Origin of the sequence: Pantoea agglomerans (genome assembly GCF_021397715.1) — a bacterium.
Classification (GTDB): Bacteria; Pseudomonadota; Gammaproteobacteria; order Enterobacterales; family Enterobacteriaceae; genus Pantoea; species Pantoea astica.
The window spans coordinates 384,956-411,936 of record NZ_CP090208.1; the positions used below are offsets into that span (position 1 = coordinate 384,956).

The window sequence follows — 26,981 nt, forward strand, 5'->3', positions numbered from 1 at the left end:
GGCCATCGCGCCGGGTTTTTAATTGCCCGGAGAAAACTATGCCAGCAGGCACTATTGCACTAACTAACAACTCAACCGCAGTTACCGGCTCAGGTACTAATTTCTCTTCCGAGCTAAAGGCGAATGACTTCCTCATTACTATTGTCGGAGGTGTCACGTACACGCTTGCTGTGCAATCTGTAAACTCCGCTACCGGACTGACGCTGATTACCGCTTACAATGGGCCCACAACATCAGGTGTAGCATGGACGGCTTTACCTAACGGAGCAATGGTAGGTATTCCTGCTCAGACCGCAGCTGATACAGCAAGGGCCATTCGCGGGCTAAATCTCGACAAGGCGAACTGGCAGCAGGTCTACAGCGCTTCAGGAAATATCACAGTTACCCTTCCAGATGGCAGTCAATACAGTGGCCCATCATGGAGCAGCCTGAGTAAATCACTGGCCGGGCTAGGTAACGCTGCAACAAGAAACGTGGGAACCGTAGCGGGCACAGTAGCTGCAGGAGATGACTCACGATTAAATACAATTAATGGCAAGAGCGGCGGTACAATTTCATCTGCACTGACCGTAAATAAACTTTCTGCAGACGGAAGTAATACTGTTGGTGATGGTCTCAGTATTGTGGCTGCTGACCCCAGCTTCAATATAGTCATGCAGTATTATCTTGTAACTGGTCAATATCATAAGTTCAGGATGGTCCAGAATGGAACGGAAACATTGCAAGTACGATCTAGCGGAGCAGTATATGCATCATCCTTTAACCCAACATCTGATTCGAATCTGAAGTTTAATAAAACCTTTATCGAATCAGCATTAATGAAGTCTATGTCACTTCGAGGGATGACATATGACTTAAATGGAGATCGAAAAGCGGGGGTTATAGCTCAGGACGCGTTAAAAGTTCTTCCCGAATCCGTGACCCGGAATAAAGACCCCCTGGTGCTGGAGGATGGGACGATACTCACAGAGACGTTGTCACTGGATTATAGCGCCATTGCCGGGATGCATACTGAAGCCCTAAAAGACCTTATGCCGTTGATGCTCGAGATGCTTAATGACCCGGAAGCAGCCAAAACAAAGATTACAGAGTTGATCAGCGCGATTAACAAATCTACTGATGACGTCAATAAAACAAGCATGAAAATGGAATGGGCCTTACTTAATCCGCCGATCTGGCCATCTGAGCCTGAACCGTCAGGTAATATGCAGGCAGATGATGTGTCGAATGAGCCTGCCGAATAATAAATTACACAAAAAAGCCCCGGCGACGGGGCAGAACGGACCGCGCCCATCTCAGCAGGCTGCGGGGTGTCATTTGAGATTAGTCATCACTGAAACTGTGGGCAAAAAAATACCCGCCCCCCAATGAACAGGGCAGGTACAAAGTGAGGTGAAGCTCTCGAACGCGCAAAGGCGTTCTGTTGTTTTTAGGCTCTCTACTGTGCTTGCAAGAAGGACGTAGGGTGGATTTCACTTCTTGCCGGATGGGAGTTGCATCCATTCACCTTCCACATTAAAAATTTTATTCATAAACAACTCAACAACAAGCGTAAGCGGTAGTCTTTTTTTGGTGTAGTGCTGCTGAACGAGTGACATAAAAAACCCGGCACGGTGGCCGGGTTATCATGCCTTACTCGATTTCACCAAAAACCCTTTTCAGGCCCGATTCATATTGCTCGCTACTTTCTGACATCGAGGCCATGCCTACAACCTTACCGATATGATGGCGAAGCGCTTTGTCTCCCACCTCAGAAAGGAACTGATGGATCTTGTCGCTACGAGAGCCTTTTTCATCACGGCTTTGTTTCGCCAACTCAAAAACCACGCCTTTGCTTTTCGCTAACGGTTTGTATATATGGCGCTCTGTAAACCACCTGAAAGCGATCGGATGACCTCCCTTGTCAGGCTTGTTAAGTCCGTAGAGTCGGTACCATTCATAATAAAGTTCATCCGGGAACACTTTTGACCAAGCTCTAGCCTCCTCCTGCACATGGACTTTGAAAGCTTCAATAACTTCCTGAGCTTCAGGCTCATAGCCTGCTACGGCGTATGCTAAGCCACGAATGCCAGACTTGGCCGAGGCGTTGATAATCTTTTGCGCTGTGTCAGCGGAGGCAATCCTGGACTCCGGCAGAGCCTTAGCCTCTCTGGCATCAATAAGAGCCTTTCCAATATCCACAATCGTGGTGATATCGTAACCATGAGCATTTGTGATATTTTTGGATTGCCCACTGTATTGAAAATTAAAGGCTTTCTTCATTTTAGCCCTCAATTCTGGATCACCATGTTCTTTCATGTACGGTGCTTCAAGAAGCCTGTCTATATCGCGCGCTAAATCGCCAATGCCAAGCAGCTTAGCAAGCCCTGTCTTTGTTACTACAGGAGTTTTGGTCTGGTCATCTAGGATGTAGCACTCTGCATTTACGCCAAAGTAATCTTTAAAATTCCCCTTGTGAGTGGCTTTGAGCGGTTTTGATGCCCATCTAGCAGCAGCTGCTTTTTTTGCAATATCAGATCTCTGTTCCTTTGTTAAGGACTCAGCTCGTGCAATCCCGCCCTTCGCCTTACCTGCTGGTTCTACATTACTTTTTGACATTTGCATGCACCGTTTTTGTGAAATGTGCTTGCATAATAACAACTGTATATATTTACAAGCAAGCATGATTTGGAAAATATTTATGCTTGCATTTAAAAGAAGCGTGAGTCTTGCCCTTGATCAAAACCACCGATCGATATTACTGTTTATTCATACAGTATTTATCAAGGGAGGATTTGTCATGCCGCGCAACAGCGATATCAAAGGTGCCTTTTTACAGGCCATAAGCAGAGACGGCAGGGGCCGGCAGGTAGTCACTACCGGTACATTTCAGCGAAACCTTGAGGCGGTAAATCACATATGGACGCTGCAACAGTGCAATCAGTGGATACGTCGCGAACAGAACATGTTCAGAGAGCTGGTAACTGATGGCGGTGAAAACCGCACTTACGCACTGATGAACATGGGATATGTGAGGTAGCTATGGGATTTCCATCTCCTGCGCAGGACCATGTTGAGCACCGCCTGAGCCTGAATGACATTCTGATGCCTAACCCGGCCAATATGATGCGCATTGAAACACCGGGAGGGTTTGTGCTGGTAGACCGTTCTATCCCTCCTAAGCCTGGCGACAAGGTTGCATTCCAGTTTGAGGATTACCCGCAGATTGGGAAACTGTTCCCCTCGGGCATCATCACTCAGGACGGCGAGACGATCGACGGAAAGGGACTTGATGGTGTAGTCGTGCTGGGAAAGGTGACGGCCGAAGTGCTGGCTGTGTATGAGCCTTACCGGCCGACTATCTGATGGGAGAGATTTGAGACACGCAAATGTAGATGCGCTTAGTGGGGCATGTATGGGGCAAAAAATTACCGCAAAACGATGTTACTACCTGCTGAGTAGTTAGTCGCTTTGCGGTAAGCATCTGCTTTAACCGTACTTAAATCCAACTTCCTGCAATTTCCTGTTTCTACTAAGCCTCATCGACAGCGAGCAGTAGTGGAAATAGGTTTGCATCACGCTGGTGACGTCGTTATCAAAATTCCCGAACGATTTCATCAGCCAGGCGATAGCGGCGTTGCGCGCGGAATGCTCGAACTCAGAGCGGGCGACGTGGCGATCGTAATTGATATCCGGCTGCTGACTCAGCTGACGCACGATCTCCAGCATCCGCTGACGCGGGGCGGTCAGGCGGCTCTCCAGCAGGTCGCAAATCACCAGCGCACCGGCATTGATAAACGGATTGCGCGGCTTGCCCTGTTCCAGTTCAAGCTGCACCAGCGAATTAAACGGCTGGCCCGACGGCTCCTTGCCGACCCGCTGCCAGATCTCGCTGTCGTCATAGCGGGTCAGCGCAACGGTCAGTGACAGCGCTTTGGAGATCGACTGAATCGAAAAGCGGGTTTCCGCATCGCCCGCCTGATACAGTGTGCCGTCGCGCAGGCAGACGGCAATCCCTAAGTGGTCAGCGGCAACGTCCGCCAGCGCCGGAATGTAATTGGCCACTTTCCCCTGATGCACCAGTGGACGCACCTGGTCCAGCACTTCCTGTAGCAGTTCATGACTCAGATCGGACACGCACGCTTCTCCCGTCGATAATGGCTGGCCGGGATGATGAGTCTCCGCAGCCAGCGAATCAAGGCTAATTTTTTGCCGCTGTGAGCCATGCCGAAGCGCAGCGTCAGCTGATGGGCTTCGACTGAGCGGCGAGCGGAGCCAGCAACATCTGCAGCAGGCTCAGCCCGGTCAGCAAGGTGAAGGGTAAGGTCCAGTTGCCGCTGTAGTCGTGCAGTACGCCAAAAAACAGCGGCCCGAGCGCCGCCAGCGCGTACCCGACGCACTGCGCCATACCCGACAGCTGTGATGCCTGGCGGTGGTTACGGGCCCGCAGATTAAATAATGAGAGGCAGAGTACCAGCGACGCGCCCGCGCCGAGCCCGGCCAGCGTCAGCCAGGCCAGCGCCGCCTGCGGCAGCAACAGCAGGCCCAGCATCCCGAGAAAGATGGCGGTGGAGGCAATAAAGGCGGTCAGCCGGGCATCCCTGACCCGCTTCAGCGCCACCATGCAGCCAAGATTGGCGACGATCGCTATCGCCTGATACCAGAACAGCAGCCATCCCGCAGCAGCCTGACTAAAACCATTGGCCTGGGCATAGAGCGTGAACCAGTCAATCAGGGTATAAAACGCCAGCGACTGCAGCGCCATAAACAGCGCAATCTGCCAGCCACCGGGCGACCGCCAGGGATGACGATGCGCCACCGTATCTGAGGCGGGCGGCAGCGTGGTGGCGTGACGGCGTAACAGCGGCAGCCAGGCGATCAGCGCCACCAGCCCCGGCAGCGCCCAGACCACCAGCGACAGACGCCAGCCCGCCGGCGACAGCTGACTCAGCGGCACCGCCACGCCCGACGCCAGGCTGGCGGTAATTGACATGGTGGCGGCATAAAGACCGATATATTTCGCGGTGCGGGCGGTAAAGTCGCGCTTGATCAACGGCGGAAGCAGCACGTTCGCTGCCGCGATGCCGGCACTCAGCAGCAGCGTGCCGCCCCATAATGCCGCTTCGGCAGGCAGCCAGCGCATCAGTGAACCCACAGTAATCAGGCACAGCGCGCCCCATAAACTGCGTTCCAGCCCGATACGGTTGCCCAGCCAGGCCGCCAGCGGCGCCAGCACAGCAAACAGCATCAGCGGGATAAAGTTAAACAGGCCCGCTTCACCGGCGGTCAGGCCAAACGTCAGGCGAATATCCTGCAGCACCGGACCCACAGCGGTTATCGGCGCACGCAGGTTAGCGGCAGTGAGTAGCAGAACGAACAGAAAAAAAGCGGCACTGGAAAAGCGCGGCTGAGAGGTGGAAACGTGTTGAGCTGGGGTCATCAGGATAATCGTCACGGGCAGCATTGCTGCGGGGGCGTTGATTGACGTTAACGCTTACGCATCAGAATTGATGTCTGGACGCTACTTTACTGACCGCTCTTACCGCTGTAAAGCCTTGTTATCCGTTCATATTTGCGCCGTCACGCTTTAAGCCACCTGCACGCCATGATGCAGCAGCAGGTGGCGGCGCAGCGGTTCAGTGAAATTCAGGTTCCGGGAAGTGGCCGCAGTCGTTTTGGCTGGGATTGGTACCGGGTGGGCAGGTTTGCTGGCGGGTTTCACCGGCGGGCACCGGTTTTTCATTACCCGGTTGGGCACTACAGGCGGTCAGGGCAGTGATCACCATCATCAGGCTGAGAAAACGCATATCCGCTCCTTAATTGAGATTTTCATGAGCAAACAAACGTCGGTGGCCAGGCGATATCCGGCCAGAGGCGTATACCCTCAGTGTGGTGGGAAAGGGTAAATTGTCAATTAAAACAGGGCAAACATCAGCGCGACCGGGAAACTCATCGGCCAGGTTGCGCCGACTAAAAATGCGCTCAGCAGTTTAATGCTCAGTTTATCTTTAGCGATAAAGAAGGTGATCAGCGTAGCGACCAATGCAACAACGGCATAAAAAATTAGCATACCCTGATACAGTGTCATCGATCTCTCCGCAGCGTCATTAAGGTTTTCGCAGCGCATGATGCGGATTTTTGTGATCCAGATCAAGTCAAACACCCTTAAAAATCTAAAGAAACTGCACGCTAAACGGGGCAGTAAAATGAGGAAAGATCGGGCGATTTCAGGCTGAAACCGGGCGGTTAAAAAGCGGTTGAGGCGTTGCCGGCTGCCGTTGGCTGAGGTGAAAGCGTTGTGGCGAAGCAGAATTAAGGAACCGGCCCGCAACAGCAGGCGGACCGGTTTACATGCCACCCGCAGCGCGGGCGGCAACGATCGGCGTTAGCTCTGAAGATACAGCGCCATCACCTCGTCCAGATTTGGCTCACGCGGGTTACCACCGGTACAGACATCATCCAGCGCCGCCTGGGCCAGCGCGGCAATATCCGCATCCTGCAGGCCAACTTCCCGCAGTGAGCGTGGAATGCCGACATCACGGCAGAGCTGCCTTACCGCTTCCACCGCCGCCTGCCGCGCCTGATCGAGCGACATCGAATCCACCTGCTTCACGCCCATTGCGCGGGCGATATCGCGATATTTCTCGCCGGTCGCCGGCGCATTCCACGCCATCACCTGCGGCAGCAAAATCGCGTTGGCTACGCCGTGCGGCACGTTATAAAACGCGCCCAGCGGATGCGCCATGCCGTGCACCAGCCCCAGCCCGACGTTGGAGAATCCCATGCCGGCCACATATTGTCCCAGCGCCATCTGCTCCACCGCGTCGATGTTGCCCGCCACCGAGTCACGCAGCGAGTGGCTGATAATCTCGATCGCCTTGAGGTGCAGCATATCGGTTAACGCCCAGGCACCACGGGTAATGTAACCTTCTATCGCGTGCGTCAGGGCATCAATGCCGGTCGCAGCTTTGAGCGAGGCGGGCATACTGGCCATCATCTCGGCATCAATAATCGCCACTTTAGGAATGTCATGCGGATCAACGCAGACAAATTTGCGGCGGTTCTCTTCGTCGGTGATGACGTAGTTAATCGTCACTTCCGCCGCCGTACCGGCGGTGGTCGGAATGGCAATAATCGGCACGCAGGGGTGGCGAGTGGGCGTGACGCCTTCAAGGCTGCGCACATCTTCAAACTCAGGATTATTGATAATGATGCCGATCGCTTTGCTGGTGTCCTGCGGTGAACCGCCGCCAATGGCGATCAGATAGTCGGCACCCGACCGTTTAAAACATTCCACTCCTGCCTGTACCACCCGAATGGTAGGGTTCGGGACAACCTCATCATAGAGTGCCCAGTCGAGCTGATGTTGCGCCAGTAAATCGGTCACCCGCTTGAGTGCACCGGCTGCCACCAGCGCTTTATCCGTGACGATTAGCGCTTTACGCATACCACGACGCTGAACCTCTTCCGGTAAATGGCGTAACGCACCTGCGCCAAACCAGGCGGTCTCATTCAGAATCATACGTTGGGTCATCAAAACATCCTCTGTTAACAAATGAATTTTTACCTTCCGTGTTTAATCAGTGCAGTTCTGCGCATAAGCTCTCAGAAAAAGGTAAAGACATTTGATAAAAAACAATCAATTAACGAAAAGTGTTTCGACTGGCGGGCAGACGTGCCGCAGACCTCCCGGTGGGTCGTGTGCCGAACTGTCTGATTTCTGCGCTTAGCAGCGTGAATTTCCCCACGTCTTCTTTGGCTGTGCAACACTCTGTCAGGAGCAAACCGACACTTTCAGAAGAGGAAAAGCCATGACCCGGTTCGTAATGAACAAAAAGGATGACCTTGTTGATAGCGCGTTAGACGGCATGATTTACGCCAGCCCGTGGGGCAATCTGGTGCGGCTGGCGGTTGCGCCACGCATCCGTATCGTGATGCGCAAAGATTGGCAGAAACAACAGGTTGCGCTGATTTCCGGTGGCGGATCGGGCCATGAACCGGCGCACGTCGGGTTTATTGGCAAAGGGATGCTGACCGCTGCGGTGTGCGGCGATCTGTTTGCCTCGCCCAGCGTTGATGCGGTGTATAATGCCATTATCAATCTGACCGGTGACGCGGGCTGCCTGCTGATCGTCAAAAATTACACCGGTGATCGGCTCAACTTTGGCCTGGCGGCGGAGAAAGCGCGTAAGGCGGGCTTTAAGGTCAATATGGTGATTGTGGGTGATGATGTCGCTTTGCCCGACAATCCTCAGCCGCGTGGGGTCGCCGGGACTCTGCTGGTGCATAAAGTGGCCGGTTTTGTCGCTGAACGCGGTGACGATCTGGCGGCAGTGACCGAGGCCGCTGAGTCCGCCAGCCAGGCGATCGCCAGCATGGGCGTGGCGCTGTCGAGCTGTCATCTGCCGGATGAACAGAGCGGTGAGCGCGTGCCGGAGGGCAGCGTTGAAATGGGGCTGGGTATCCATGGTGAACCGGGCGTGGACGTGTTGAAAACGCAGAACAGCGAGCAAATTGTGCAGCATCTGCTGGAGAAAGTGATGCAGAAGGGCGATGCGCAACAGCCGCGGGCGCTGCTGGTCAATAATCTCGGCGGCATGTCGGCGCTGGAGATGAGCCTGGTCACCCGTGACCTGATTGCTTCGACACTTAGCCAGCAGGTCAGCTATCTGATTGGACCCGCGCCGCTGATGACGGCGCTGGATATGAAAGGCTATTCGGTCACCAGCATGACGCTGACACCTCTGTTTGAAGAGGCGCTTTGCGCGCCGGTAGAGGTCACGGGCTGGGTGAAGGCGATTAAACTCAGTCCATTACAGCCGGTTAGCGCAGAGAAGCAGGTGACGGAACAGGCCGCCACGCCTTCAGAGAATCCGGCTGTCGCCCGCATAGTGAACCGCATCTGTGAAACCCTGATCGCCAGTGAAAGTGAACTGAACCAGCTGGATGCGCAGGTGGGCGACGGGGACACCGGATCGACCTTCGCCGCCGGTGCGCGCCAGATCCAGCGCGAATGTGCGGACAACCAGCTGCCGCTCAACACATTACCCGATCTGCTCGCGGTTACCGGGGAACGGCTGGCCACGGTGATGGGCGGTTCCAGCGGCGTGCTGATGGCCATTTTCTTTACCGCCGCTGCGCAGCAACTGGCCGAAGGCGATGCCCTGCCCGCCGCGTTGCAGCAGGGGCTGGAAAAAATGAAGCAGTATGGTGGGGCGCAACAGGGCGATCGTACCCTGATCGATGCGCTGCAACCGGCGATTGAAGCGATGATGGCAGGCAAATCGCTGGCGGAGGTGGCTGCCGCGGCGCAACAGGGCAGCGACGCCACGGCGACTATGGGTCAAGCCAAAGCGGGACGCTCATCCTACCTCAACAGCGACAATCTTAATGGCGTACCCGATCCTGGTGCCGTGGCGGTAGCGCGGGTGTTTGCCGCTCTGAACAAGGGTTAACGCTGGCGGCGCGGTTAAGCGAGCAATCGCGCCTGTAAAAAGGCCAGTAACTGACGGTTCACCTCACTGCGCTGACGGTGCTGGGGGTAAACCGCATTCAGCGCCAGCGACGGCGGATGAAACGGTTCCAGCACCGTTACCAGTTCGCCCCGTTGCAGCGCCTGACCAACAATGAACTCGGGCAGCAGGACCAGTCCTAAGCCCGCCAGCGCCGCATCCCGTAACACTTCACCGTTGTTGCTGACCATCGGCCCCTGTACCGCCAGCCATTTCCCTTTGCCGCTGACCTGTAACTCCCAGCCGTTCTGACCTTCCCGGCCATAGCGCAGACAGGCGTGTTGCAGCAGTTCATCCGGCTGTTGTGGCGTGCCGGCCCGGGCCAGATAGGCTGGACTGCCGCAAATGACCCGTTTCAGCTCGCCTAACGGACGGGCAATCAGCGTGGAGTCGGCCAGTGCGCCAATGCGGATCGCCATATCAACCCCTTCACCAATCACATCGACATAGCGGTCGGCCAGTTCAATCTGAAACTGCAGTACCGGATGCTGGCTGAGAAACTCCGCGATCAGCGGCGAAAGATGATTCATGCCATAGGACATCGGCAGATTAATGCGAAAGCTGCCGCGCAGCGTCTGACGCTGTTCCGATACCGCCAGTTCCGCTTCCTGAATGTCATCGAGAATGCGCTGGGCGTGTTGTGCGAACAGCAGACCGGCATCGGTTACCGACAGTTTGCGGGTATTACGAATCAGCAGGCGTGCGCCAAGCGAGGCTTCCAGCGCGGCCATACGGCGACTCACATACTGCTTCGATAACATTAACTGGTCAGCCGCTGCGGTAAAGTTGCCTGCATGAATGACGGCGACGTAGATCCGGAGGTCTTCGATCTGCATTGTTCCTGCTTCCGGGCGTCAAGGCTGTGCATTGCCTTGTTTATTAATCAGAAGCGTTAACTTATATCGATTAAATCGCCAAAGGACAACGGCGTCGCGATCGGCAGTGCAGAGCAGACCGATCCCGGCGTTAAAGCCGCTAAATCTTTCAAAACCGTTATATTTAAGCAGCAGCAACCGGCAACAAGCCGCCAGACTGCTGCAAATTACCCTGATAAAACCCTGTAAAGGAGCGACTGGTGAAGAAATTACTCTGTGCAATGATGCTGGCAACGCTGCCTGTGACTACCCTGGCAGCATCGGTATTTACGTTGCAGTCAAAAGATTTCAACGATAATGCGCTGCTGGATAAAAAGTTTGCCGGTGCGAATAAAAGTAATCCGTCCTGCACCGGCGAGAACATTTCGCCGGAACTTAACTGGTCTGCCGTTCCTGCCGGCACCCGCAGTCTGGCCCTGCTGATGACCGATCCGGTGGGCGCTAAAGGGCTGGGCGTGACGCATATGGTGGCCTATAACATTGCGCCAGATCGCAACGCCTTTGCTCAGGGTGAGCTGACGCAGGGCAAAGGATATACCGGCGGCAAAAATACTCCCGGCACTCAACACTACTACGGGCCCTGTCCTCCGGCGGGCAGCGGTCTGCATCACTATAACTTCGTGCTGATTGCGACCGATCTGCCGGCCGGCCAGCTCAAAGCCGGGTTAACTCATCAGGAGCTGCTGAGCCAGCTTAAAGGGCACGCGATTGGCGCGGCCAGTACCGTGGGCCGCTTCAGTAATGAGTAACATTCGGTGAACAGGCTGCCGCCAGGGGCGTAACGGCGCGGCAGCCCAGGCAGTGAGTCGCCGCTGAAAATCTCGCGGATGCGCTGGGCGATATAAGCGGTATGGGTTTCCAGCGCAAAAGGGCCACTTTCCAGCCTCTCAACCACCGCCTGCGGGTTATCGCGCTGCCGCGCCATGCAGATAGTGCCACTTAACGGCTTCCGGCGTCAGGATGGCGTTGCGGATCACCTCATCATTGGCTTCAGTCGGCTCGTCCCAGTAAGCCCGCACCGGCGCCCAGGCGTCACCCGGCCCTTACAGATCAGCGTTGCCGTTTTGTGAGATCAATCCGCTGACCCGTTCGGGATAAGCCAGCGCCAGCCGCACCGTAATCGGAAACAGAGATCGCATAGCGCTCAAGCCCTAGCGCATTGACCAAGGCGGTCGGCGTCTGGCCAGAGGCATCGAAAGTCTACGGATAGTGGCGCTCTGCGGGCATGTCGGTAAAGCCAAAAACGGGCAGAGGTGAATAATGTGGAATTTATCAGCCAGCAGCGGAATTAAATCGCGGAACTGATGAGACAAGGTGGGAAAAGCGTGCAGCAACAGCAGGGCAGGCAGCGCCCGTTTCAGGCAGGCGAATCCGGCGCGGAAGTCACGGACGACAGAAAAAAAACACCCTGCTAAAGCAGGGTGTCGGTCAGGTTATTTAGCCGGTGTCGCTGCGGGCTTGTGGCGTTTGCGCAGCTTATCAATCAGGCGCTGCGCTTCGGCTTGAGTGGCCACCGCAGGCGATGAGCCGCTCAGCGGCTGACGAGCGGTTTCACGCACCGTCAGGATAGTGATCAGACCAATCACACCGGCGCCCATCATATAGTAAGCGGGCATCATGTTGTTTTTGGTGGTATCCACCAGCCAGGCGGTGATCAGCGGCGTGGTGCCACCGAACAGCGATACGGACAGGTTAAAACCGATCGCCAGTGCGCTGTAGCGAATGTCCGTGGTAAACAGCGCAGGCAGCGTCGAGGGCATGGTGCCGCTGAAGCAGGTGTGCAGCACGCCCAGAATCAGCAGCCCGCCGAATACCGCCCACATATTACCGGAGCCGATCAGCATAAAGCTGGGGATTGCCAGCAGGATCAGACCCACTGCACCAAAACCAATGACCGGACGACGACCAATGCGGTCGGTCCAGCGTCCCCACAGCAGCGTCAGCGGCATCATCACAAACATCGCTACCATCACCAGCAGCAGGCCGCTCAGTTCAGGCAGACCCAGTACCCCGGTCAGATAGCTCGGCATGTAGGAGGTCAGCATATAGTTCGAGACGTTAAACAGCAGCACCAGGCCGATACATTTCAGCATCGGCGCGCGGTATTTGCTCAGCATCTGCATCAGCGTCAGACGCGGCTTGCTCTGCTCCAGCGCCTCCTGTTTTTCCATATGCTGCTGGAAGGCTGGCGTCTCTTCCAGTTTCAGACGGACATAGAGCCCGAACAGACCCAGCGGCGCGGCGATAAAGAACGGCACGCGCCAGCCCCATGACATCATCGCTTCATTCGACATCAGGGTTGTCATCACCGTGACCAGACTGGCGCCCAGCAGATACCCGCCGATGGTGCCAAACTCCAGGAAGCTGCCCATAAAACCACGGCGTTTATCGGTGGAGTATTCCGCGATAAAGGTCGCTGCACCACCATATTCACCGCCGGTAGAGAAGCCCTGAATCAGACGCGCCACCAGCAACAGGATCGGGGCCATGATGCCTATCGACGAATAGGCCGGGATCAGCCCGATACAGAAGGTGCCGATCGACATCATGATCATGGTCATCGCCAGCACTTTCTGCCGGCCGATACGGTCGCCGAGCGGGCCAAACACCAGGCCGCCGATCGGACGTACCAGGAAGGCCGCAGCGAAAGTACCAAAAGTGGCGATCAACTGAACCGCGTTATTGGCATCCGGAAAGAAAACTTTGCCGATAATCACGGCGAGATAGCTGTACACGCCGAAATCAAACCACTCCATCGCATTACCCAATGCGGCAGCGCCCACGGCACGCTTCAGCATGTCGTTATCGATCACGGTAATGTCATCAACAGTCAGCTCTTTTTGCTTCCTGTTCCAGAAGTGTTTCTTTGGATGTTCAGACGATGAGTTTCTGGTGTCCATATTCTCCTCAAATGCTTCAAATAAAGGAGTCTTATAGCTTTCGCAGCCGCAAAATAATGTTCAGAAGAAACCGTGGAAATGAAAGCTATAAGAAGCCGAATAATAGTTAAGCGAAGCGGCTGGTAACCGCAGCCGCCAAACCTTAGACCATTATTGTAAGTTATTGCAAGTTTTCGGAGTAAATAACCGCAGTTCCTGACAAATGCAGCAGGGTCTGTTTGTTCACCCCTGCTTACGCTTATCAATATTTTGTAACCAAACTGCAAATTTTATTATCAAAATGGCTGGCGCTGATTATTAATGTTCCGCATCAGGTCAGCCAAATAATTTTAGCGCCGCAACGCGATCCAGGGCGCGCATAATTAAATCCGTCTCTGCAGTAAGGCTGATGCGAATATAGTGTTCACCCGCCGGACCGAATCCTTCACCAGGCGCGACCAGCAGATGCGCCTGCGCCAGTAACAGGGCGGCAAACTGCTTACCGGTCATGCCGGATGGCGTGGCAAGCCAGAGAAAAAAGGTGCCCTGACGGGACCGCACCGGCCAGCGCAGGTCGGCCAGCTTAGCCAGCACCTGCACCCGTCGCTGATGCCAGCATTCGGTCAGTTGCCCGATCTGTTCAGACGGTAGCCCCAGCGCGGTGATGGCGGCATCCTGCACGGCACCATAGACCGTGCTGTAACTGTGGGTATGCAACTTTTTAAACGCCGCGATGATCGAGGCATTGCCAACGGCAAAGCCAATCCGCCAGCCAGCCATCAGAAAGCTCTTCGACAGAGTATAAATTTCCACTCCCCATGCTTTGGCGTCAGGCTGAGCGAGCAGGCTGATCGGCTGTTCGCCGCGCTGGCTGCCGAGCGTGGCATAGGCAAAGTCGTGCACCAGCGGCACATGGTGCTGACGGGCAAACGCCAGCGCGGCGGCAAACAGCGCGGGCGTCGCCAGTGCGCCGGTCGGGTTATGCGGATAGTTCAGCAACAGCAGCCCGGCACGCGCCGCTATCTGCGCCGGGACGGCCTGGAAGTCAGGCAGGAAATCGTGGCGCGCCTCCAGCGGAATGCCGTAAAAATCCGCATTCGCCTGGCGGGCCGCTGAGCGATAAAGCGGATAGCAGGGATCGGTGGAAATCAGCACCTTGCCCGGGTTGAGCAGCGCGCGCGGCAGGCCGTTAACCGCAATATGCGCTCCCTGAAACACCGCAATTTCGCTGTCAGGATCGAGCGTCACGCCGTACTGCCGCTGATAAAAGTCAGCAATCGCCCGGCGCAGAGCAGGTTTGCCCCAGAAAGAGGGATATTCATGATTTTCAGGCTGCGCCGCGGCTGCCTGCAGGGAAGCAATAATGTCGGGTGGTGTCGGCTGGCGCGGACTGCCCGAAGAGAGATCGATTAACGGCAGGTGCGGGTCATCGAACTGCGCCGCCTGCTTTTCCAACAGACTGAAAAGGTTTTCCTCCAGCCCTGCCACCATGTCCGATGCTGCAAACTCCGCCATAATATCCCCGAAAAGTGTCTGCTAAACGGCAGAGCATGACACAGCCGGGTTATTCCTTTTTAGCAGAAATAACACTATCGATTGCCGTTAAATGAATTTCCGGCAGACAACTATCGTTAGCATAAAAAAGCCAAAGCGACGGGCGGGTTTTAACTATTCCTGATTACAGCGGCTGTGATTAAATCAATTTTTCTCACAATAATGAATAAGGTTTTTTTATGCGCATCAGTTTTAAGGGAACGTGGTATTTAATGGTTGCCGCCGCAACGCTCATTTCCGCCGCCCATGCTGCGGAAGAAAAAGTGATTCGGATTGGCTTTAATCCCGGCCCCTATAAAGAGCAGTTTGAAAAGGGTGTTGCGCCCTGGCTAATTAAGCAGGGATATAAAATCGAATATAAAGATTTCAACGATGGTATTCAGGTTAATGACGCGGTACACCGTGGCACTATCGATGCCAATATTATGCAGCATCCGGTCTATCTTAAATCGGTTAATGATCGGCTCGGCATCGATAATGTTGGCATTGTCCAGGTGCCGACGCCACCGATGGGGCTCTATTCTGAGCGCGTCAAACAACTGCCCACGCCAGCGCCGGGTATGACGGTTTCGGTGCCTAATCAGCCCTCTAATGAATATCGCGCCGCGCTACTGCTACAGAGCATCGGCTGGCTGAAGATCACGCCTGACAGCGACGCAGCGACATTTTCACAGAAAAACATCAGCGAAAACCCGTACAAGATCGTGCTGAAAGAGATGGACAACGCGCAGCAGGTGCGGGCGTTGCCGGACGTCGATTTTGGCGTTATTCAGGGCAATTTCGCCGTATCAAGCGGCATGAAGCTGAGTTCAGCGCTGAAGCTGGAAGCACCGACCAGCCAGTTTATTAACGTGGTGACCGTCGCCGGTAAGAATAAACAGGCGGCGTTTGCCCGCGATATTATTGCCGGCTATCACTCAGCGGCATTCAGACAGTATATCGTCAGCGATCCGCAATATAGCGGCTATCTGCTGCCAGATTATTTCAAATGAGCCAGCCAACTATCGTCTTTCGCCAGGTGAGCAAAACCTTCTCACGTAATGGCGTTGAGGTTAAGGCGCTGGATAACGTCAACCTGACCATTAATCAGGGCGACATTTTCGGCGTTATCGGCACCAGCGGGGCCGGAAAAAGTACCCTGCTGCGGTTGATCAATCATCTGGAAACGCCGACCACAGGCACGGTTGAGGTGCAGGGCGAAGCGTTACAGGGCGTCAGTAAAGCGCGTCTGAATCAGGTCAAAAAGCAGATTGGCATGATTTTCCAGCATTTCAATTTACTGAATGCCCGCACGGTTTTTCATAACGTGGCGATCCCGCTGATTTTACAGGGGCGGGATAAGGCATTTATTACCGCACGGGTCGACGAACTGCTGGCGTTCGTCAACCTCAGCGACAAGGCCCACAGTTATCCGGATGAACTCTCCGGCGGTCAGAAACAGCGCGTCGGGATTGCCCGCGCGCTGGCGACTAATCCCGCCATTCTGCTGTGCGACGAAGCCACCTCAGCGCTGGACCCACAGACCACGGTGCAGATTTTGCTGCTGCTGCAGGAGATCAACCAGCGCTACGGCATCACCATCGTTCTGATCACGCATGAGATGTCGGTGGTGCAGAAAATCTGCAACAAGGTGGCGGTGATGGCGCAAGGGCGGATTGCTGAACAGGGTGAAGTGCTGGCGCTGTTTGCCGATCCGCAACAGTCGGTCAGCGCCAGCTTTGTGCAATCGGTTATCCACGATCGGCTGCCACAGCAGACGCTGGCGCTGCTGAGCCAGCAGCCGAATCTGCAGTCCCTGCGGCTGGAGTTCGTCGGCAGCACCGCTCAGCAGCCGATTATCCATCATCTGATCCGCAATTTTGCCGTCGAGGTCAATATCCTGTTCGCCAATATGTCGGAAGTGCAGCGCACCATTCTCGGCTTCATGATCGTTCAGCTCAGCGGGGAGCCGGCACAGATCGCGGCGGCAAAGGATTTTCTGACCGCAACAGGAGTGAAAATTAGTCATGTCTGATCTGTTTGATACGGCGGTTACCGGCGACCAGTTTTTGATCGCCTTGCAGGACACGCTGGTGATGGTGGGCGTATCGCTGGGGTTTGGTTCGCTGCTCGGCCTGCCGCTGGGCGTGATTCTGGTGATTTGCCGTCCCGGCGGCATCATGCCGAACCGGCTGGTGCATCAAATCCTCAATCCGGTGGTGAATATTATCCGTTCACTGCCGTTTATTATTCTGCTGATTACTATTCTGCCGCTGACGCGGCTGCTGGTGAACACCACTATCGGCACCGCCGGAGCCATCGTCCCGCTGGTGATTTTTATCGCGCCCTACATTTCCCGGCTGGTGGAGAGTGCACTGCTGGAGGTCGATGAGGGCATTCTTGAATCCGCTAACGCCATGGGTGCCACCACCTTTCAGACCATCTGGTACTTCATGTTGCCGGAAGCGGCCGCCTCTCTGGTACTCGCGCTGACCACGGCCACCATCGGCTTGCTGGGCGCGACCGCAATGGCCGGCACGGTAGGCGGCGGTGGGATAGGGGATCTGGCGATCACCTACGGCTACCAACGCTTTGATGCCTTTGCCACCCTTACCACCGCGCTGGTGCTGATCGTTATCGTTCAGCTATTACAAACCCTGGGGACGCGCCTGTCGCGTCGTATTCGCCGCGAGTAGCCAATGAAAAACAGTGATTTAGCCGTAATGCACTGGGGGACTTATCACGTCACCACCGAAGAGGGGCGGCTGACGGCGGTAACCCCAGTGGCGTGGGATCGCAATCCTTCTCTGATTGGTCAGTCGCTGCCGGACGCGATACACAGTGACACGCGGGTGAAGTATCCGGCGGTGCGGCTGGGTTACCTGCAGGGTAAGCCCGCATCGCGCCAGTCACGCGGCAAAGAGCCGTTTGTTGAGGTGAGCTGGGATCACGCGTTACAGCTGGTGGCAGATGAGCTGGCACGGGTGCGGCAGCAGCACGGCAATCAGGCCATTTATGCGGGCTCTTACGGCTGGTCGAGTGCCGGACGTTTTCATCATGCGCAGAGTCAGTTGCACCGCTTCTTCAACGGTTTTGGCGGCTATACCGCCAGCACCAACACCTACAGCATTGCCGCCGGTGAACGCACCTTACCGCATATCCTCGGCGATCTGGACACGCTGCAGCGTCAGCACACCCACTGGCCGGTACTGGCGCAGCATTGCGAACTGTTTGTCGCGATCGGCGGATTGCCGCTGCGCAATGCTCAGGTCAATGGCGGCGGGGCCAGCGATCATGCGCTGGCGCACTGGCTGACGACGCTGCGCCACAACGGCACCCGCTTTATCAATATCAGCCCGGTCAGAAACGATTTGTCGGCGGTGCCGGATGCGGAATGGCTGGCGATTCAGCCGGGCTCCGATACCGCGCTGTTGCTGGCTATCGGTCAGGTGCTGATTGCGGAATCCCGCTATGACGCCGACTTTGTTGCCCGCTACACGGTGGGATTCGAGGAGTATGCCGCTTATCTGACCGGCGAGCGGGACGGCGTGGTGAAAACCCCGGAATGGGCCGCGCCGCTGACCGGATTAGCGGCGGCGCAGATCCGCCAGCTGGCGCGGCAGATGGCGGAAAGCAAAACCATGGTCAACATTGCATGGTCGGTGCAGCGTGCGCGACAGGGTGAACAGGCGTTCTGGGCGGCGGTCGCGACGACGGCGCTGCTGGGCCAGATTGGCACCGCGGGTGGCGGGCTGGGTTTTGGCTATGCCTCCACCAATCTGGCGGGTGCGGCCCGGCGTCAGTTTTCCGGTCCCCGGCTGCCTGCCGGTCACAATCCGGTGCAGCAGAACATTCCGGTGGCGCGTATTGCGGATATGCTGCTGAATCCTGGCGGCAGCTATGCGTTTGATGGTCAGCAGCGGACCTACCCGGATATCCGGCTGGTCTACTGGGCGGGCGGCAACGTTTTCCATCACCATCAGGACCTTAATAAGCTGATCCGCGCCTGGCAGCAGCCGGATACCATTATCGTGCATGAGCAGTTCTGGACTGCCCAGGCGAAGTTTGCCGATATCGTGCTGCCCGCCAGCACTTCGCTGGAGCGCGAAGATATCGGTAGCGCCAGCAATGATGGTTTTATGATCGCCATGGCGCAGCATCTGCCGCCGTTTGCCGGATCGCAGTCTGACTATGCGATTTTTGCGGCGCTGGCGGAACGGCTGGGCTTCGCCGGGCATTTCACTGAAGGACGCGATGTACGTCAGTGGTTAGCGGCCATTTACGAGGCATCGCGCCCACGCGCTGCGGAGCAGGGCATTATGCTGCCCGACTTCGAAACGTTCCGGGCCGCCGGCAAGCTGGAATATCCGCTGCCCAATACGCCACAGATCCTGTTGCAGGCGTTTCGTGACGATCCTGATGCCGCCCCGCTGACCACGCCTTCTGGCCGGATTGAGCTGTTTTCGCAGACGGTTGCCGGTTTTGGCTACGCCGAAGCGCCAGGGTTTGCCTGGTGGGACCCGGACGAATATCAGGCGCAGCAGCAGGAGAAGCAGCAGTGGCCACTGCATCTGCTCTCCAGCCAGCCGCGTACCCGGCTGCACAGTCAGTACGATCACGGGCGTATCAGCCAGCAAACCAAAATTGCCGGACGCGAGCCGCTATGGATGCACCCGGATGACGCCGCACCGCGCGGCATCAGCGAAAACAGCATTGTGAAGGTGTTTAATGGGCGCGGCGCGGTGCTGGCCGGTGTGCATCTGACGCGGGATATCCGGCCTGGTGTGGTGCAGATGTCGACCGGCGCCTGGTATGACCCGCTGGATAAGGAGAGCGACCAGCCGCTGGATAAACACGGCAATCCTAACGTGCTGACCCGTGATTGCGGCAGCTCGCGGCTCGGGCAGGGATGCAGCGCCCAGACCTGCTTTGTCGATATCGAGCGTTATGACGCGCCGCTACCCGCTATCACCGCCTGGCAGCCGCCGGAATTTGTCCGGTGGCCCGCAGAATAATCACTGAATATTGAGACGGTTAAGAATAATCGCGATATTCCCGCCGTCTGAATATCGATTGCAGGATTAGTTGGTAGTTAAACCCTGGATGAACTGGCAAGGTTAATTCATTCCATGCCAACAGGGTGTTAATAATGAGTGAGTCAGCGTCATCATCATTACCGATCATTGATTTCGCGCTATTGTCCGGTAATAAACAGCAGCAGCAACAGTGTCTGGAAAAATTAGGCCAGGCAGCGCGCGATGTCGGTTTCTTTTATTTAATTAATCACGGTATAGATACTGAATTATTAAATGCGGTACAGCGCGTCGCCCGGGATTTTTTTGCGTTACCCGAGCAGGACAAATTATCGGTCAGAATGGCTAATTCGCCCCATTTCCGCGGCTATAACCTTGCCGGTGTTGAAATTACCCGTAGCCAGCCTGATTTCCGCGAACAGTTTGATATTGGTGCTGAACGCGAGGCGCTGCCGGTGACTGCGGATTCTCCCGCCTGGCAGCGGATGCAGGGACCGAACCAGTGGCCCGCCGCGCTGCCTGAGCTACAAACGGTGGTGACCCACTGGCAGCAGGAGATGACTTCGGTGGCGCTGGAACTGCTGCGGGCCTTTGCCGAAGCGCTGGACCTGCCGCGTCACGCCTTCGACAACCTCTATGGCGACTACCCCAACGAACACATCAAGCTGATCCGCTATCCTGGCCGCACCGACAGCGAATCGCGTCAGGGCGTAGGTGCGCACAAAGACTCCGGTTTTCTGACGCTGCTGCTGCAGGACGACCAGCCAGGCTTGCAGGTGGAAGTCACGCCCGATCGCTGGGTTGACGCCTCGCCGCTGCCCGGCGCTTTTGTGGTGAATATCGGCGAACTGCTGGAGCTGGCGACCAACGGCTACCTGCGCGCTACCGTGCATCGGGTGGTATCGCCTCAGCAGGCCAGTGAACGACTCTCTATCGCCTTCTTCCTGGGCGCGCAACTGGATGCCGTTGTACCGATCTATCAGTTGCCGCCGTCGCTGGCCCGGCTGGCGCAGGGACCGAGCAGCGATCCCCAGAATCCGCTGTTACGTGAAGTAGGCTGGAACTACCTCAAAGGCCGGTTACGTTCCCATCCGGAAGTCGCCCAGCGTTTCTACCCTGAACAAACTCAACACTGATAATAAGAGATAAATGATGATGAAAAAGCGCTTCTTAGCCCTTGCCGGGCTGACTTTACTGATTGCTCAGAGTTTGCAGGCGGCGCCATTACGCATCGCGGCCGATCCGGTACCACATGCGGAAATTCTGGAGTATGTCAAAACCCTCGATCCGGCACTCGATTTCAAAATCGTCGAGCTGAGCGGTGGCGTCAATGCCAACGAGCTGCTGGCATCAGGTGATGTCGACGCCAACTATTTCCAGCATCTGCCTTATCTGAAAGATCAGGAAAAAGCGCTGGGGAAAACCTTCGCGGTGGCGGCCAGTGTGCACATTGAGCCGCTGGGCATTTACTCGCATAAAGTGAAAAGCCTGTCGGCCCTGCCGCAGGGTGCCAGCATCGCGGTGCCGAACAATACCACCAACCTGAGCCGGGCGCTGTGGCTGTTGCAGGACAAGGGGCTGATTAAACTGGCTGCGCAGGGCGAAGCGGGATCAACGCTGGTGACGCCAAAAGATATCAGCGACAACCCGAAGCAGATCAAAATCATTGAGATTGAGTCGCCGCAGCTGCCCCGGGCGCTGGATGATGTGGATGCGGCGGTCATTAACGGCAACTACGCGCTGGAGGCGGGGCTGACGCCCGCGAAAGATGCGCTGGGACTGGAGTCAGCGAATCACAATCCGTATGCCAACCTGCTGGTGACCACGCCTGAGCTGGCGAAAGATCCGCGTATTCTGCAGCTGGCGAAAGATCTGCGCTCGCCGCAGGTGGCTGACTTCATCCGCAAAAATTATCACGGCTCGGTGATCCCGGTGGCGGACCCGCAGCATGATTAAACTTTCTCATCTCAGCAAACACTATCCCGGCGCGGCAACCCCCGCGCTGGATGATCTGTCGCTGACCATCGAAGAGGGGACGATTTTTGGCATTTTAGGCCGCAGCGGTGCCGGAAAAAGTACGCTGCTGCGTTGCCTGAACCGGCTGGAGAGTCCCTCCAGCGGCCAGATTGAGATTGATGGGCAGGATATTGCCGCCATGAGCCTGGCGCAGTTGCGCCAGCAGCGGCAGCAGATGGGGATGATCTTTCAGCACTTTAATCTGCTGCACTCGCGCAACGTACACGACAACATCGACCTGCCGCTGGAGATCGCCGGTATAGCGCCCGCCGCGCGGCGTCAGCGGGTCAGCGAACTGCTGCAACTGGTGGGGCTGGAGCCCTTTACCCGCGCCTGGCCGTCGCAGCTCTCAGGCGGGCAGAAACAGCGGGTTGGTATCGCCCGCGCGCTGGCGGCCAGGCCGCGTTATCTGCTGTGTGATGAAGCAACCAGCGCGCTTGACCCGGAAACCACCGCATCGATTCTGGATTTAATGGCGGATATCCAGCAGCGGCTGAATATCACCATCGTGCTCATTACCCATGAGATGACGGTGGTAAAACGCATCTGCGACGGTGCTGCGCTGCTTGAACAGGGTCGGCTGGTGGAGAGCGGTTCACTGAGTCAGATCATGGCTCGTGAAGAGGGACGGTTGCGGCAGATGTTGCTGAAGGATGGCGCAGCGGACCGGGCCTTTATCGAAAAATATCAGCGTGGAGCCTTAACCCGATGCGTAGCCTGACCAGCGACCGTTTTCAGCAACTGCTGCTGAACGCCACCGGAGAAACGCTCTATATGGTGCTGCTGGCGGCGCTGTTTACCGTGGCGATCGGTTTACCGGTTGGCGTCTTACTGTTTCTGACTCGCCCGCAAGGCATTCTGCCCAACCGGCCAGTTTCATGGCTGCTGAATGCGCTGGTGAATACCGGCCGGGCGCTGCCGTTTGTGGTGCTGTTGATCGCGCTGATTCCGTTTACCCGCTTGCTGGTCGGCACCACGCTGGGCAGTACCGCCGCAATTGTGCCGATTACCCTTGGAGCCTTTCCTTTCTTTGCCCGCATCGTCGAGAACGCGCTGGATGAGGTGGATCGTGGACGGATTGAAGCGGTGGTGTCGATGGGCGGCACGCTGTGGCATATCGTCAGCCGCGTGCTGCTGCCGGAAGCGTTACCGGCGCTGGTGGCGGGCATTACCCTGACCATTGTGATGCTGATTGGCTTCTCGGCGATGGCCGGTGTGGTGGGCGGCGGTGGATTAGGCGATCTGGCGATCCGTTACGGTTATCAGCGTTTTGACAATCAGATCATGGCCGCCACCATCGTGGTGCTGCTGGCGCTGGTGATGCTGATTCAAAAACTGGGCGATCGGCTGGTCCGCTCGCTGGCCTATCGTCGCTAAGGAGCACTGATGTTTCGTGTTATGTCACCAAAAGGCTATCTGCAACGTCCCGGCCTGCGGGCTGAGGTGGGTGAAATCATCCGGCCGCTGGCCACGCACATTCATATCCTGACCTCGCCGCGCGCCTGGCAGGCGGTCAACCCTGAGCTGAGTATCAGCCTGGAGCGGGCCGGCATACGCTGGCAGCTCGACTACCTATCGGGAGAATGCACCGATGCGGCGATTGCCGATCTGCAGCAGCAGGTGCTGACGCACGGCGCATCGCTGATTCTGGCGATCGGCGGCGGCCGGGTGCTGGACTGCGCCAAAGCGGTCAATGATGCGTTGCCGCAGGTACGGCTGGTGAATATGGCGACGGTGGCGGCGACCTGCGCCGCCTGGTCACCGCTGGCGATTATTTATAATCAACAGGGCGGTCATCTGCGCAGCCAGCCGCTCAGCCATATGCCGGAGTGGATTCTGGTGGATAGCGAGGTGATTGCCACCAGTGATGTGCGTTATCTGCGGGCCGGCATGGTGGATGCGCTGGCGAAATGGATTGAGTTTGAACCCTATCAGCGCCAGAGGCCGCACCAGCTGGCGCTGGATTTAAAAGTCAACGCCGCGCGGCAGGCGCTGGAGTGGTGCGATCGCTGGGGCGAGGCGGCCGTAGAGGCTAACATCGCCCGGCAGGTGACACCGGCGCTGGAGAAGATTATCGAAGCCAACATTGTGCTGGCTGGCCTGGCTAACAGCATTCAGGACAGCATGGCAACGCCTGGCTTTGCACATGTGATCCACGATCGGCTGACGCATCAGCCTGAACTTCATCACTGGCTGCACGGTGAAAAGGTGGGCTTCAGCCTGCTGGTGCATTCATTGATCGAGCAGGATAACGGGCAGGTTGAGCCTTCACTGCTGTCGCTACTGCGGCGTTTCAACAGCCCGCTGACGCTGCCCGACACTCTCACTGACGCTGCGCTGCGGCAGATCGCCCAGGATATTCATTTCCCCGCTGCCAGCCTGGCAGATCTCCCTTTCAGCATCGACGCGCATAAGCTGGAACAGGCGTTGCGGGCGACCGCTGAACAGGCGCGACGCTGATTCCCCAATAAAAATGGCGGCCCGCAGGCCGCCGAATCCTCAACCACAACAGATGTTGTGTAAGCAGTGGCAACGTACAATGATGATCGTTTACCCTTTCACGCCCCCAGCGGTCAGGCCGCTGACCAGCCAGCGCTGCGCCAGCAGGAATACCAGCGTGATAGGAATGGCCGAGAGCACCGCCGCGGCGGCAAAATCGCCCCATAGATAGTTTTGCGGATTCAGGTATTGCTGCATCCCCACCGCCAGGGTGTAACTGTTCACATCACGCAGCAGCAGCGACGCGACCGGTACCTCAGTGACCGCCGCGATAAACGCCAGAATAAACACCACCGCCAGAATCGGCACCGACAGCGGCAGCAGCACCAGCCGGAACGCCTGCCACGGCGTGGCGCCATCCAGCGCAGCGGCCTCTTCCAGTGACCCGTCAATAGTTTCGAAATAGCCTTTGATGGTCCAGACATGCAGTGCAATGCCGCCCAGATAGGCGAAGATCACCCCACCGTGAGTATTCAGCCCGATAAAGGGCAGATACTGGCCGAGCCGATCGAACAAGGCATACAGCGCCACCAGCGACAGCACCGCCGGGAACATCTGGAAAATCAGCATTCCTTTCAGCAGGCTGGCGCGACCGGTAAAGCGCATACGAGCAAACGCATAAGCACAGGTGGTGGAGAGCGCCACAATGCCCAGCGCACTGATGGCGGCAATCTTGACCGAGTTCCACAGCCACAGCAGCACCGGGAAGGGCGGCGGCGTCACCCGCCCATCCGCATGTTCCACGCTAAAGCCCAGCGCCAGCCGCCAGTGCTCCCAGGAGATCTGCTCCGGGATCAGACTGCCGGTGGCGAAGTTGCCGGCACGCAGCGAAATGGCGATGACCATCAGCAGGGGAAACAGGATTGCGGCAATAAATAACAGCAACAGCAGGTGCGTCATCAGCAGACGCAGCCGTTGCGATTTGGGTTGTACCATAGCCATAACAACTCCTCAGAGCCTGGTCCATCAGGCTATTTTATTTGTCAGTCTGAAGCGGGGCAGTGCTCACAATCCTCACCTCCCAGCTTCCGGTTGTTCCACGCTCTTCGCGTCCGGACTGCCTGCAACCATGACGCCTGTTGGGCCAGGCCGTTAGTCGAATTTCATCCGCGACGCTTTGAGGTTAACCACCGCCAGCGCACCCACCAGCAGGAAGATCAGGGTAGCGATCGCCGCCGCCAGTCCAAAGTCCTGGCCGCCGCCGCCTTCAAAGGCGATGCGCCAGGTGTAGTTGACCAGCAGATCGGTATAGCCCGCTGGCGTGGTGGTCCCGATGCGATCCGGTCCGCCGTTGGTCAGCAACTGCACCAGCACAAAGTTATTAAAGTTAAAGGCGAAGCTGGCGATCATCAGCGGCATTAACGGCTTGAGCAGCAGCGGCAGCGTAATCAGGAAGAAGTTCTGCAACGGTCCGGCACCGTCCATCGCCGAGGCTTCGTAGAGATCGTCCGGAATCGCCTTCAGCAGTCCCATACAGAGAATCATCATGTAGGGATAACCGAGCCAGGTGTTGACGATAATCAGCATGGTGCGTGCCAGCGTCGGATCGCTGAACCAGGCGGGCTTAACGCCAAACAGTGCGCTGAGCATCACGTTGATCTCGCCAAAGCTCTGGTTGAACAGCCCCTTAAAGATCAGGATCGAGATAAACGCCGGTACCGCATAAGGCAGGATCAGCATCACCCGATAAATCGCTTTGCCGCGCAGCGCCTCCCACTGCACCAGACAGGCCAGCACCATGCCGACCGCCACGGTCAGCACCACGGTGATCAGCGAGAACAGCAGCGTCCAGCCAAAGATCGCCAGGAACGGCTTCTGAATCCCTTCGTCGGTAAACACCCGCACGAAATTCTTCCAGCCGGTGTTAACGGTGAAGCCAGGGCTCAGGGTTTCATTCGCCCAGCTGCCGTCGGCATTAATCGCCTGATAGAAACCGGTTTGTGGGTTAGCGCGATAATGCACGCCGCTCTGCTGGTTGGTCAGTTCATCCTGCGCGCCCATCCGATAGAGCGGCTGGGTGCCGGAGAACTGGCGCAGCGAGCTCATGCGCAGCTGGCGGCCATCCGGCAACTCCGCACTGATCTGACTCAGCGCCTGGCGATTACCGGTGATCACCCGCAGCGTGGCGCGTTCGCCAGCCGGTTGCGCGGCGGGCTGCATTTTCAGCTGCTGTTCACCGCCAAAACGGAACGGCGGCGAGACAAAATGCTGTTCGCCCTGCTTCAGCACCAGCTGCCAGCGGTCGCCCGCCGGGTAGAGCGAGAAATTAACCGCCTCGCCCGACTGGAAAGAACGGCTCATCAGCACCTGCTGCGCCCGTTCAAAGGTCAGCTGGTTAGTGCTGCTGTAGTTGGTGAAAGCGATAGCGATGGTACAGGCGAGGGGAAACAGCACAAACAGCGCCATTCCCGCCACGCCGGGATAGACATAGCGCCAGGCGTAGGCGCGGCGATTAGCGTAAATCCACAGGCCGAGCGCACTGAGAATCAGCGTCAGCAGCGCAAACAGATACTCGCCCTGTGCGTACATCAGCACCAGCAGATAGCCGACCAGCAGACAGCAGATCCCGATGAGAACGCTTTTAATCAACAGACCCGGCGTTTTCGGTTTTCCTGACATGATGCGGTTTTCCTTAACGGTCACTCAAGCCGGGTT

General features: G+C 56.8%; 24 protein-coding genes and 2 pseudogenes. 14 read left to right on the forward strand and 12 right to left on the reverse strand.

The genetic code is table 11. The features are described 5' to 3' along the window. Positions 1-38: 38 nt before the first annotated feature. Complete coding sequence (locus LZU96_RS21615) at positions 39-1,244, forward strand: tail fiber domain-containing protein (protein ID WP_233988645.1); 1,206 nt, start codon at positions 39-41, stop codon at positions 1,242-1,244. Positions 1,245-1,632: 388 nt separating this feature from the next. Here LZU96_RS21615 and LZU96_RS21620 read toward each other — a convergent pair whose 3' ends face one another. Continuing rightward, a complete protein-coding gene (locus LZU96_RS21620) occupies positions 1,633-2,598 on the reverse strand; it encodes a P63C domain-containing protein (RefSeq protein WP_233984998.1) in 966 nt (321 codons plus the stop codon). An 82-nt stretch (positions 2,599-2,680) separates the two neighbouring features. Here LZU96_RS21620 and LZU96_RS21625 point away from each other — a divergent pair, with 82 nt between their 5' ends. After that, entirely contained in the window at positions 2,681-3,019 is a 339-nt protein-coding gene (locus tag LZU96_RS21625; RefSeq protein ID WP_233988646.1) for a hypothetical protein, read from the forward strand. 2 nt (positions 3,020-3,021) lie between these two features. Next, the gene (locus LZU96_RS21630) at positions 3,022-3,345 is read left to right on the forward strand and encodes a LexA family protein (protein WP_233988647.1); all 324 of its coding nucleotides are present in this window, start codon (positions 3,022-3,024) and stop codon (positions 3,343-3,345) included. Positions 3,346-3,519: 174 nt separating this feature from the next. Here LZU96_RS21630 and LZU96_RS21635 read toward each other — a convergent pair. The 5 genes and pseudogenes from LZU96_RS21635 to fucO all read right to left on the reverse strand — a co-directional run. Beyond that, positions 3,520-4,116: pseudogene (locus tag LZU96_RS21635) on the reverse strand (glutaminase); the annotation flags it as partial. 103 nt (positions 4,117-4,219) lie between these two features. Beyond that, entirely contained in the window at positions 4,220-5,419 is a 1,200-nt protein-coding gene (locus tag LZU96_RS21640) for a CynX/NimT family MFS transporter (RefSeq protein WP_233988648.1), read from the reverse strand. Between the two features lie 196 nt (positions 5,420-5,615). Then, the gene (locus LZU96_RS21645; protein WP_233988649.1) at positions 5,616-5,786 is read right to left on the reverse strand and encodes a hypothetical protein; all 171 of its coding nucleotides are present in this window, start codon (positions 5,784-5,786) and stop codon (positions 5,616-5,618) included. Between the two features lie 107 nt (positions 5,787-5,893). Then, on the reverse strand, positions 5,894-6,067 hold the full coding sequence (locus tag LZU96_RS21650; protein WP_008924737.1) for a GhoT/OrtT family toxin: 174 nt from the start codon (positions 6,065-6,067) through the stop codon (positions 5,894-5,896). A 297-nt stretch (positions 6,068-6,364) separates the two neighbouring features. Then, positions 6,365-7,513 (reverse strand): lactaldehyde reductase, encoded by a 1,149-nt coding sequence (gene fucO, locus LZU96_RS21655; RefSeq protein ID WP_233988650.1) that lies wholly within the window; start codon positions 7,511-7,513, stop codon positions 6,365-6,367. 277 nt (positions 7,514-7,790) lie between these two features. On the opposite strand from fucO, the gene LZU96_RS21660 reads away from it, so the two are divergent. After that, positions 7,791-9,434, forward strand: a complete 1,644-nt coding sequence (locus tag LZU96_RS21660) for a dihydroxyacetone kinase subunit DhaK (RefSeq protein ID WP_233988651.1) — start codon at positions 7,791-7,793, stop codon at positions 9,432-9,434. 14 nt (positions 9,435-9,448) lie between these two features. Here the strand turns inward: LZU96_RS21660 and LZU96_RS21665 are convergent, their stop codons facing one another. Further along, positions 9,449-10,327, reverse strand: coding sequence for a LysR family transcriptional regulator (locus LZU96_RS21665; protein WP_233988652.1), 879 nt, complete (start codon positions 10,325-10,327; stop codon positions 9,449-9,451). Positions 10,328-10,566: 239 nt separating this feature from the next. Here LZU96_RS21665 and LZU96_RS21670 point away from each other — a divergent pair, with 239 nt between their 5' ends. Further along, positions 10,567-11,115, forward strand: coding sequence for a YbhB/YbcL family Raf kinase inhibitor-like protein (locus LZU96_RS21670; RefSeq protein WP_233988653.1), 549 nt, complete (start codon positions 10,567-10,569; stop codon positions 11,113-11,115). Between the two features lie 56 nt (positions 11,116-11,171). On the opposite strand, the pseudogene LZU96_RS21675 reads toward LZU96_RS21670, so the two are convergent. The 3 genes and pseudogenes from LZU96_RS21675 to LZU96_RS21685 all read right to left on the reverse strand — a co-directional run. After that, a pseudogene (locus LZU96_RS21675) lies at positions 11,172-11,712 on the reverse strand (alpha/beta fold hydrolase); the annotation flags it as partial. Positions 11,713-11,799: 87 nt separating this feature from the next. After that, positions 11,800-13,266: a glycine betaine/L-proline transporter ProP gene (gene proP, locus LZU96_RS21680; protein ID WP_233988654.1), complete on the reverse strand. Its 1,467-nt coding sequence runs from the start codon at positions 13,264-13,266 to the stop codon at positions 11,800-11,802. A 315-nt stretch (positions 13,267-13,581) separates the two neighbouring features. Next, a complete protein-coding gene (locus LZU96_RS21685; RefSeq protein ID WP_233988655.1) occupies positions 13,582-14,760 on the reverse strand; it encodes an aminotransferase class I/II-fold pyridoxal phosphate-dependent enzyme in 1,179 nt (392 codons plus the stop codon). A 251-nt stretch (positions 14,761-15,011) separates the two neighbouring features. Here LZU96_RS21685 and LZU96_RS21690 point away from each other — a divergent pair, with 251 nt between their 5' ends. From LZU96_RS21690 to LZU96_RS21730, 9 genes are all read left to right on the forward strand, one after another. Beyond that, a complete protein-coding gene (locus LZU96_RS21690; RefSeq protein WP_233988798.1) occupies positions 15,012-15,791 on the forward strand; it encodes a MetQ/NlpA family ABC transporter substrate-binding protein in 780 nt (259 codons plus the stop codon). Next, positions 15,788-16,813 (forward strand): methionine ABC transporter ATP-binding protein, encoded by a 1,026-nt coding sequence (locus LZU96_RS21695; RefSeq protein ID WP_233988656.1) that lies wholly within the window; start codon positions 15,788-15,790, stop codon positions 16,811-16,813. The genes LZU96_RS21690 and LZU96_RS21695 overlap by 4 nt, the downstream gene beginning before the upstream one ends. Continuing rightward, a complete protein-coding gene (locus LZU96_RS21700) occupies positions 16,806-17,474 on the forward strand; it encodes a methionine ABC transporter permease (protein WP_233988657.1) in 669 nt (222 codons plus the stop codon). Before LZU96_RS21695 ends, LZU96_RS21700 begins: the two co-directional genes overlap by 8 nt. Before the next feature lie 3 nt (positions 17,475-17,477). Then, entirely contained in the window at positions 17,478-19,793 is a 2,316-nt protein-coding gene (locus LZU96_RS21705) for a molybdopterin-dependent oxidoreductase (RefSeq protein WP_233988658.1), read from the forward strand. 134 nt (positions 19,794-19,927) lie between these two features. Further along, a complete protein-coding gene (locus tag LZU96_RS21710; RefSeq protein ID WP_233988659.1) occupies positions 19,928-20,947 on the forward strand; it encodes an isopenicillin N synthase family dioxygenase in 1,020 nt (339 codons plus the stop codon). A gap of 16 nt (positions 20,948-20,963) precedes the next feature. After that, complete coding sequence (locus tag LZU96_RS21715) at positions 20,964-21,767, forward strand: MetQ/NlpA family ABC transporter substrate-binding protein (protein WP_233988799.1); 804 nt, start codon at positions 20,964-20,966, stop codon at positions 21,765-21,767. Next, a complete protein-coding gene (locus tag LZU96_RS21720; protein ID WP_233988660.1) occupies positions 21,760-22,548 on the forward strand; it encodes a methionine ABC transporter ATP-binding protein in 789 nt (262 codons plus the stop codon). Before LZU96_RS21715 ends, LZU96_RS21720 begins: the two co-directional genes overlap by 8 nt. Continuing rightward, a complete protein-coding gene (locus LZU96_RS21725; protein ID WP_233988661.1) occupies positions 22,536-23,204 on the forward strand; it encodes a methionine ABC transporter permease in 669 nt (222 codons plus the stop codon). The genes LZU96_RS21720 and LZU96_RS21725 overlap by 13 nt, the downstream gene beginning before the upstream one ends. A gap of 9 nt (positions 23,205-23,213) precedes the next feature. Continuing rightward, a complete protein-coding gene (locus LZU96_RS21730) occupies positions 23,214-24,287 on the forward strand; it encodes an iron-containing alcohol dehydrogenase family protein (protein WP_233988662.1) in 1,074 nt (357 codons plus the stop codon). A 90-nt stretch (positions 24,288-24,377) separates the two neighbouring features. On the opposite strand, the gene malG is transcribed toward LZU96_RS21730, so the two are convergent. Continuing rightward, positions 24,378-25,268: a maltose ABC transporter permease MalG gene (malG, locus tag LZU96_RS21735; RefSeq protein WP_233988663.1), complete on the reverse strand. Its 891-nt coding sequence runs from the start codon at positions 25,266-25,268 to the stop codon at positions 24,378-24,380. Between the two features lie 150 nt (positions 25,269-25,418). After that, positions 25,419-26,945, reverse strand: coding sequence for a maltose ABC transporter permease MalF (gene malF, locus LZU96_RS21740; RefSeq protein ID WP_233988664.1), 1,527 nt, complete (start codon positions 26,943-26,945; stop codon positions 25,419-25,421). Positions 26,946-26,981: the final 36 nt, after the last annotated feature.

Excerpts from the sequence above, each read along its gene's own strand:
- LZU96_RS21615 (WP_233988645.1), top strand. The coding sequence starts at position 39 with ATGCCAGCAGGCACTATTGCACTAACTAACAACTCAACCGCAGTTACC.
- LZU96_RS21620 (WP_233984998.1), bottom strand. The coding sequence starts at position 2,598 with ATGTCAAAAAGTAATGTAGAACCAGCAGGTAAGGCGAAGGGCGGGATT.
- LZU96_RS21625 (WP_233988646.1), top strand. The coding sequence starts at position 2,681 with ATGCTTGCATTTAAAAGAAGCGTGAGTCTTGCCCTTGATCAAAACCAC.
- LZU96_RS21630 (WP_233988647.1), top strand. The coding sequence starts at position 3,022 with ATGGGATTTCCATCTCCTGCGCAGGACCATGTTGAGCACCGCCTGAGC.
- LZU96_RS21640 (WP_233988648.1), bottom strand. The coding sequence starts at position 5,419 with ATGACCCCAGCTCAACACGTTTCCACCTCTCAGCCGCGCTTTTCCAGT.
- LZU96_RS21645 (WP_233988649.1), bottom strand. The coding sequence starts at position 5,786 with ATGCGTTTTCTCAGCCTGATGATGGTGATCACTGCCCTGACCGCCTGT.
- LZU96_RS21650 (WP_008924737.1), bottom strand. The coding sequence starts at position 6,067 with ATGACACTGTATCAGGGTATGCTAATTTTTTATGCCGTTGTTGCATTG.
- fucO (WP_233988650.1), bottom strand. The coding sequence starts at position 7,513 with ATGACCCAACGTATGATTCTGAATGAGACCGCCTGGTTTGGCGCAGGT.
- LZU96_RS21660 (WP_233988651.1), top strand. The coding sequence starts at position 7,791 with ATGACCCGGTTCGTAATGAACAAAAAGGATGACCTTGTTGATAGCGCG.
- LZU96_RS21665 (WP_233988652.1), bottom strand. The coding sequence starts at position 10,327 with ATGCAGATCGAAGACCTCCGGATCTACGTCGCCGTCATTCATGCAGGC.
- proP (WP_233988654.1), bottom strand. The coding sequence starts at position 13,266 with ATGGACACCAGAAACTCATCGTCTGAACATCCAAAGAAACACTTCTGG.
- LZU96_RS21685 (WP_233988655.1), bottom strand. The coding sequence starts at position 14,760 with ATGGCGGAGTTTGCAGCATCGGACATGGTGGCAGGGCTGGAGGAAAAC.
- LZU96_RS21690 (WP_233988798.1), top strand. The coding sequence starts at position 15,012 with ATGGTTGCCGCCGCAACGCTCATTTCCGCCGCCCATGCTGCGGAAGAA.
- LZU96_RS21695 (WP_233988656.1), top strand. The coding sequence starts at position 15,788 with ATGAGCCAGCCAACTATCGTCTTTCGCCAGGTGAGCAAAACCTTCTCA.
- LZU96_RS21700 (WP_233988657.1), top strand. The coding sequence starts at position 16,806 with ATGTCTGATCTGTTTGATACGGCGGTTACCGGCGACCAGTTTTTGATC.
- LZU96_RS21705 (WP_233988658.1), top strand. The coding sequence starts at position 17,478 with ATGAAAAACAGTGATTTAGCCGTAATGCACTGGGGGACTTATCACGTC.
- LZU96_RS21710 (WP_233988659.1), top strand. The coding sequence starts at position 19,928 with ATGAGTGAGTCAGCGTCATCATCATTACCGATCATTGATTTCGCGCTA.
- LZU96_RS21715 (WP_233988799.1), top strand. The coding sequence starts at position 20,964 with ATGATGAAAAAGCGCTTCTTAGCCCTTGCCGGGCTGACTTTACTGATT.
- LZU96_RS21720 (WP_233988660.1), top strand. The coding sequence starts at position 21,760 with ATGATTAAACTTTCTCATCTCAGCAAACACTATCCCGGCGCGGCAACC.
- LZU96_RS21725 (WP_233988661.1), top strand. The coding sequence starts at position 22,536 with ATGCGTAGCCTGACCAGCGACCGTTTTCAGCAACTGCTGCTGAACGCC.
- LZU96_RS21730 (WP_233988662.1), top strand. The coding sequence starts at position 23,214 with ATGTTTCGTGTTATGTCACCAAAAGGCTATCTGCAACGTCCCGGCCTG.
- malG (WP_233988663.1), bottom strand. The coding sequence starts at position 25,268 with ATGGCTATGGTACAACCCAAATCGCAACGGCTGCGTCTGCTGATGACG.
- malF (WP_233988664.1), bottom strand. The coding sequence starts at position 26,945 with ATGTCAGGAAAACCGAAAACGCCGGGTCTGTTGATTAAAAGCGTTCTC.